This window comes from Thalassolituus sp. UBA2009 (assembly GCF_002335285.1).
Taxonomy (GTDB): domain Bacteria; phylum Pseudomonadota; class Gammaproteobacteria; order Pseudomonadales; family Oceanobacteraceae; genus Venatoribacter; species Venatoribacter alkanivorans.
The window spans coordinates 117,911-124,121 of record NZ_DDCJ01000058.1; the positions used below are offsets into that span (position 1 = coordinate 117,911).

The 6,211-nt window shown below is 55.9% G+C and carries 9 protein-coding genes; 1 reads left to right on the forward strand and 8 read right to left on the reverse strand.

Annotation, left to right across the window (positions count from 1 at the left end):
• From B3P58_RS06580 to B3P58_RS06605, 6 genes are all read right to left on the reverse strand, one after another.
• Nucleotides 1-284 (reverse strand): peptidylprolyl isomerase (locus B3P58_RS06580; protein WP_286716562.1); only part of this gene is annotated, 284 nt, incomplete at its 3' end.
• Nucleotides 285-317: 33 nt separating this feature from the next.
• Entirely contained in the window at nucleotides 318-860 is a 543-nt protein-coding gene (locus B3P58_RS06585; RefSeq protein WP_145469782.1) for a paraquat-inducible protein A, read from the reverse strand.
• Nucleotides 857-1,111, reverse strand: a complete 255-nt coding sequence (gene minE, locus B3P58_RS06590; RefSeq protein WP_145469781.1) for a cell division topological specificity factor MinE — start codon at nucleotides 1,109-1,111, stop codon at nucleotides 857-859. Before minE ends, B3P58_RS06585 begins: the two co-directional genes overlap by 4 nt.
• A gap of 1 nt (nucleotide 1,112) precedes the next feature.
• Complete coding sequence (gene minD / locus B3P58_RS06595) at nucleotides 1,113-1,919, reverse strand: septum site-determining protein MinD (protein WP_145469780.1); 807 nt, start codon at nucleotides 1,917-1,919, stop codon at nucleotides 1,113-1,115.
• A 42-nt stretch (nucleotides 1,920-1,961) separates the two neighbouring features.
• Entirely contained in the window at nucleotides 1,962-2,654 is a 693-nt protein-coding gene (gene minC, locus B3P58_RS06600; protein WP_286716563.1) for a septum site-determining protein MinC, read from the reverse strand.
• A gap of 1 nt (nucleotide 2,655) precedes the next feature.
• Nucleotides 2,656-3,015 carry a HopJ type III effector protein gene (locus B3P58_RS06605; RefSeq protein WP_225692178.1) on the reverse strand — a complete coding sequence of 120 codons (360 nt, stop codon included), beginning with the start codon at nucleotides 3,013-3,015 and terminating at the stop codon, nucleotides 2,656-2,658.
• Nucleotides 3,016-3,224: 209 nt separating this feature from the next.
• Between B3P58_RS06605 and dinB the strand changes: the two genes are divergently transcribed.
• A complete protein-coding gene (gene dinB / locus B3P58_RS06610) occupies nucleotides 3,225-4,343 on the forward strand; it encodes a DNA polymerase IV (protein ID WP_286716564.1) in 1,119 nt (372 codons plus the stop codon).
• 26 nt (nucleotides 4,344-4,369) lie between these two features.
• Here the strand turns inward: dinB and B3P58_RS06615 are convergent, their stop codons facing one another.
• Nucleotides 4,370-4,954: a phosphatase PAP2 family protein gene (locus B3P58_RS06615; protein ID WP_286716565.1), complete on the reverse strand. Its 585-nt coding sequence runs from the start codon at nucleotides 4,952-4,954 to the stop codon at nucleotides 4,370-4,372.
• Entirely contained in the window at nucleotides 4,908-6,122 is a 1,215-nt protein-coding gene (locus B3P58_RS06620; protein WP_286716566.1) for a glycosyltransferase family 4 protein, read from the reverse strand. The genes B3P58_RS06615 and B3P58_RS06620 overlap by 47 nt, the downstream gene beginning before the upstream one ends.
• Nucleotides 6,123-6,211: the final 89 nt, after the last annotated feature.

A 6,211-nucleotide genomic window follows, 5' to 3' on the forward strand; every position in this document is an offset into this window, starting at 1 on the left:
CGTTCCGGTTTCGCCACCGCTTTCAGAATATGGTAACCAAAGGCGGTTCTGACCGGACCGACGTAAGGAGATTCGCTGTCATGCTCATTCAGGGCGCGCAGCAGTTCGGTGGGCAATTGGTCGCTGTCGTGATAACCGGCAAAGCCCTGATGATGTGCGGAGGGGCAGGCGGAATACTCTTCGGCCAGTTCACTGAAGTCGGCACCAAGATGCAGCTCCTGTAAAACATCGGCAGCCAGCAACGGGCTTTTCAGCAGAATATGGTGCAGGGCGAGGGTGGTCATAGCATCTCCGGAATCAACTGTCTGCGGATAAGCTTAGTTCAGCTCAGGCGTTCCTGCGCGCTGGTTTTGGTCGGTGTGCAGGGTCAGCATTTGTCCGGAGATAACGGAGCACAGGCAGAAGGCGGTAAACCAGTAAAAACCGGGTAACAGTTCGGCCGATAATTCGGCGGTGGCTTTGGCGGTAAAAAAAGCCACCAGAATAGCGACGACAAATACATCGGCCATCGACCATTTACCCAGCATGCCGACCAGGCGCCAGCGCAGCACTGAAGGCAGCAGCCAGGTGCTGATGATCAGCGCCAGTTTCAGCAGCGGAATAATCACACTGAAGCTGACAATAAGAATGGCAACCGGGGTGTAACCCAGCTCATGCAATTTGAGAACGGTCTGCCAGATTGAGCGGGTTTCGTGAAACAGCTGGGCCTTAAGGCCAAACATGCTGACCTGAGCGCTCAGGGTCATAATGGGTTCAGTAACCCCGGGCCAGAGTAAGGCGTAACTGCAGAGGGCGAAGAACAGGCCGCAACGCTGCAGAAGGGGGGCCTCTGACCAGCGTTGCACAAGCAGACGGATCATTTACGATCCGGCAGGGTAACGTTCAGCTCCAGCACCGATGTGGTGCCCTGCTGTTCGAGATGAACCGATACGTCGTCTTCACCGATGGCGACATATTTGCGGATAACCGCGAGAATTTCCTGCTGCAGCTGCGGCAGATATTCGGGGCCGTTATTACGCAGGCGATCGTGGGCAACCAGAATCTGTAAACGCTCTTTGGCGACACTGGCGCTGCTTTTCTGCTCCTTGCGGAAGTAATCCATTAAACTCATATCAACCTCCGAATACGCGCTTCAGGAAGCCTTTTTTCTGCTTCTCAAGAAAACGATGCGGACGGTCTTCGCCCAGATAACGGGCTACAGCGTCATCGTAGGCCTGGCCAGCGTCACTTTCGGCGTCGTGCACAACGGGTACACCCTGATTAGAGGCTTTTAATACCGCTTCCGATTCCGGGATAACGCCCAGCAGCGGGATGGCGAGAATTTCTTCGACGTCCTGTACCGACAGCATTTCACCGCGCTCAACGCGTTCCGGGTTATAGCGGGTCAACAGCAGATGTTCTTTAACGCTTTTGCCCTGTTCGGCGAGGCGTGATTTGCTCTGCAGAATGCCGATGATGCGGTCAGAGTCACGTACGGAAGAGACTTCCGGGTTGGTGACGATGATGGCTTCCTCGGCGTAATACAGCGCCATATGTGCGCCGTGCTCAATACCGGCCGGGGAATCGCAGACGATGTAGTCAAAATCGGCGCTGAGTTCATTCAGCACTTTTTCCACACCTTCGGGATTCAGTGCGTCTTTATCACGGGTTTGTGAGGCCGGCAGGACAAACAGGTTCGGCAGACGCTTGTCTTTGATCAGTGCCTGTTTCAGGGATGCTTCACCCTGCACGACGTTAACGAAATCGTAGACCACACGGCGTTCACAGCCCATGACCAGATCCAGATTGCGCAGGCCAACATCGAAGTCGATGACGACGGTTTTATGGCCTTTCATGGCCAGAGCGGTGGAGAAGGCTGCACTGGTGGTGGTTTTACCGACTCCGCCTTTACCGGAGGTGACAACGATGATCTTTGCCAAAGCCGTATTTCCCTGAAAATTCAATGTGTGGCGCAGTATTTATCAAACGCTGGTGATGTTCAAGGTGCCATCCTGCAGGCTGACCGCGACCGGCTGCTGGCGTTGCTCCTGCTGTTCTTCAAACAGACGGTACTGACCGGCAATAGCAACCAGTTCCGGATCGAACTGCTGACAGGCAATAATAGCCGCCTCATCGCCTTTTACCCCCGCCAGAGCACGTCCGCGCAGGGTGCCGTAGATATGAATATCGCCGGTTGCCAGCACTTCAGCGCCAGCGCTGACCATGCCAAAAATGATCAGGTCGCCGTCGTTATACAGCTGCTGACCGGAGCGGATATTCCCGGTATGAATTTTGACCGCACGTGCAGGTGGCGGTGTTTCATTGCCTGAATCTGTGGCCTGTGTGTCCTGCTGGCGGGCTGCAGCGCGGCTGGTTCCTTTACCAAGATCGGCCAGATGCAATGCTTCTGCCTGAGCCTGCCACTCATTGCCGGCATTACGTACAGCAACGGGCAGCAGACCACAATCTCGGCAGAGCTGTTGTAAATCCGCCAGCGTCAGCAGGTTGGGATCTAATGAGGATAAATCCAGCACACAGGGCAGATGGCGGAACAATGCCGGCGCTTCGGCCTGCTTTTTCTCCAGCTGGGCGCGGATATCGGCAAGATCATTGCTGCTGAAATGCAATGTGGTCAGCGGCACCAGACCGGCTTTGAGACTGACGGCACTGTCCATATCAGGCCTGCGCTTTAGCAGTCAGCGGAAACTGGTCGAAGCTGATATCGCCTAAACCGTCGCGCAGTACACGGCGCAGGTTATGGTGATTATCGACATCCGGCGTGGCCAGCACGTCACGGTAATGTTCACCAAAGCAGCGCAGAGCCTGCTCTTTGCTCAGTTGCAGCAACTGGGCGAGGGCAAACACCTTGCAGCTGCCCTGGTTTTGTTCGGCGCTGTTTTGTACGCCACCGTTGTTGAACGCGCTGGGGGTGAAATCAAACCACTGCCCGATAAATGCCAGAGTGCTGGCAAACAGATGATCATTGCTGTCGAGTGCGGCAATAAAGTCGGCTTGTGCCTGAGAAAAATCGTTCACGCGGGAATTCCCTGTAAATAGGCGGCAAGGATAATGCTCTGTACGATTTCTGAGCGACTCGCCGGGCGGTTAATGACAGGTCGCCAAGGCTAACACCAGCGCCGGGTTATGTCATGGCGATTGATTATTGTACTGGTTAAATATACAGTAATTTAAACCTTGTGCCAGATTGGCTGGTCATCGCTGTTTATCAAACCCGGAGTGATACGATGTCTTACAGCGTTCAGAGTTCACAGGCTTCCGCCGTGTCAGCGGAAGTGCCGGCTGTGGCAGAAGCGGAATCTGCCGCTGTTACTCAGCGGAAAGTGATTCATATCGACTGCGACTGTTTTTTTGCCGCAGTTGAGATGCGCGAAAATCCGGCATTACGTGAGCTGCCCATTGCCATTGGCGGCGAATCTGACCGCCGAGGGGTGATCGCCACCTGCAATTATCCGGCGCGGGCTTTTGGCGTACGCTCGGCGATGGCAACGGCGCAGGCGAAAAAACTCTGTCCGCAGCTGCTGTTGCTGCCGGGACGTATGGCGCTGTACCGCGAAGTATCAAAACAGCTGATGGTGATTCTGCAGGAATATGCCTTGCAGCTGGAGCAGGTATCGGTCGACGAAGCTTATCTGGAAATTGCCAGCCACCTGAATGCCACCGAGGTCGCGCGGGAAATCCGTGGGCGGGTACGTAACGAACTCGGTATTACCGTCTCCGCCGGTATCGCGCCGAATAAATTCCTCGCCAAAATTGCCTCCGACTGGAACAAGCCCGATGGTCAGTGGGCGGTAAAACCCCATCAGGTCGATGAGTTTGTCGCGGCGTTGCCGGTCGGGAAAATCCCCGGTATTGGCCCGGCGATGGAGAAAAAACTCGCGCTCTACAAACTGCAGACCTGCGCCGATATCCGCCGCTGGGAACTGACCGAGCTGGTGCGTACCTTCGGCCGTATGGGCGCGGTGCTGTATGAACGCTCCCGTGGCATTGACCATCGTCTGCTGAATCTGGAGCGGCCACGTAAATCGGTCAGTGTGGAATGCACCTTTGCCACCGACCTGGCCGGTGAAGAACATTGTCTGGCACAGTTGCCGCAATTGCTGGAACGCTGGCATGAACGGGTGGAACGCGCAGGCTGGCCGGCGGCGGCGCTGGCGCCCTTTGTGAAAGTGAAATTTGCCGATTTTACCCAGACAACGCTGGCCGACAGTCACGAGCAGGCATCAGAACAGGGCTTTGCCCGTTTGCTGAAGCTGGCGCTGCAGCGTGAAAACAAGGAGGTGCGTCTGCTTGGTATTGGCGGACGCACGCCGGAGATAGACCGCAATCAGCTGACGCTGTTTTGATTGGCTGGCCCGATGTGTATGGGGTGTTACATCACCACGCCGGCAAACATCCCCACAGGCCAGATCAGCAGTGACAGATAGCTGATTAAAAGGCCAAGGCAGGCGCCGACCAGTACATCGGTCGGGTAGTGCATGCCGAGAATCACCCGCGATAGAGCAACCAGCAGGGCGAAAGGCACAACCAGCCAGAACAGCGCCGGGAAGAACACGCTGAACAGCACGGCAAAGTTCACCGCGTTCATGGTGTGACCGGATGGAAAGCTGTACAGATCCAGTGGTGCGGTGTGGGCGCGGATATCGTCCCAGGAAATAAACGGCCGCTGACGCACCAGGCGGTTTTTCAGCTGGCTGTAAATCGCTACGCAGATCAGTCCTGTCACCGTCATATGGCCAACGGCAGCCAGACCTTCGACACCCTGCAACAGAATCAGCGACAGCGCCAGACTGTACCAGAACACCCCATCACCCAGGCGGCTGATGCTTTTGAAAAACAGGCGTACTGAAGTGTACTGACCCATGCGGTTAAGGCGCTGACACAATGTCAGTTCGAAGCGGTCTGCTTTGTTAAACAGTAGCGCGGCTTTTGGCTGTATTGTTTTGCTCAGTTCCATGCTGGATTACCTCCGCAGTGGCGCCATTCAGGCGCTGAATAAAATCATCAACAATGCTGTTCCAGCTGATACTGCCTGCATGCAGGCAAGCCTGCTGGCGCAGTCGCCGGAGTAAATTCGGGCTGTCGAGTAAGGTTTCGGCACAGCGGATATAACTCTGATCATCGCCGAAGGGGGCGAGCATGCCGTTCTGACCGTTGTGGATATGTTCATGCGCGGCGGCATAGTCGAAGCTGACCACGGCTAAACCGCTGGCCATGGCTTCGGTCACCACGTTGCCGAAGGTGTCGGTTTTACTCGGAAACAGAAAAACATCGCCGCTGGCATAGTGACGGGCAAGGTCTTCACCACGTTGCATACCGCAACAAATCACCGCCGGGTAATGCTCACGTATGCCTGCCAGCGCCGGGCCGTCACCGACCAGCACCAGTTTCACCCGCTCATCGGCAGCCAGCAGGCGGCGGTATGTGGCCAGTGCAAGATCCATATTCTTTTCACCGGCAATGCGGCCGACGTACAGCAGCACCAGATCGTCTTCGCGTACACCCCACTGTTTGCGCAGTTCAGCACTGCGTTTTTGCGGGCTGAATAACTGGCTGTCAACGCCACGGGCCATCACCCGTACATTGTGAAAACCATGGGCATCCAGTTCATCGCGCTGAATGCGGGTCGGCACCAGAGTGCCGTTGGTACGGTTATGGAAGTAGCGCAGGTAACGGTAAGCCAGGCCTTCCAGTGCTCCAAGGCGGTAGTGCTCAATGTACTGGTGAAAATTGGTGTGGAAGCCGCTCAGTACAGTAATGCCACTGGCGCGGGCGGCACTGACCGCAGCCCAACCCATAGGCCCTTCGGTGGCGACATAGATCGCCTGCGGGGCAAAACGGTTGATAGCTTTACGGATGCGGCCAATCAGCGGAAAACCAAAGCGCAGGGCGTTGTAACCGGGAATCGGCAGGCCGGGCAGGGTAATGCTGTGCAGTTTGCCCTGACTGCTGGAGAGATCGTTGCGGTGCTGACGCGGGCGTATCACCTGAACCTCGATACCGCGTGATATTAGCCCCCGAACCAGATGACCGAGCGTATTGGCGACACCGTTGATTTCCGGTGCAAAGGTCTCGGTCACTATGGTCACGCGTTGCAGCGTGGAAGAACTCGCAGTCAAAGTCATAGGTCATCGCTGACAGGTTGAGTGTGACTTTCACTTTGCGGGTGCAGTATGACAGTTATGTTTCAGCCCTGTGACGGTCTGGTGAAGTC

Excerpts from the sequence above, each read along its gene's own strand:
- B3P58_RS06620 (WP_286716566.1), bottom strand. The coding sequence starts at position 6,122 with ATGACTTTGACTGCGAGTTCTTCCACGCTGCAACGCGTGACCATAGTG.
- B3P58_RS06585 (WP_145469782.1), bottom strand. The coding sequence starts at position 860 with ATGATCCGTCTGCTTGTGCAACGCTGGTCAGAGGCCCCCCTTCTGCAG.
- dinB (WP_286716564.1), top strand. The coding sequence starts at position 3,225 with ATGTCTTACAGCGTTCAGAGTTCACAGGCTTCCGCCGTGTCAGCGGAA.
- B3P58_RS06615 (WP_286716565.1), bottom strand. The coding sequence starts at position 4,954 with ATGGAACTGAGCAAAACAATACAGCCAAAAGCCGCGCTACTGTTTAAC.
- minC (WP_286716563.1), bottom strand. The coding sequence starts at position 2,654 with ATGGACAGTGCCGTCAGTCTCAAAGCCGGTCTGGTGCCGCTGACCACA.
- minE (WP_145469781.1), bottom strand. The coding sequence starts at position 1,111 with ATGAGTTTAATGGATTACTTCCGCAAGGAGCAGAAAAGCAGCGCCAGT.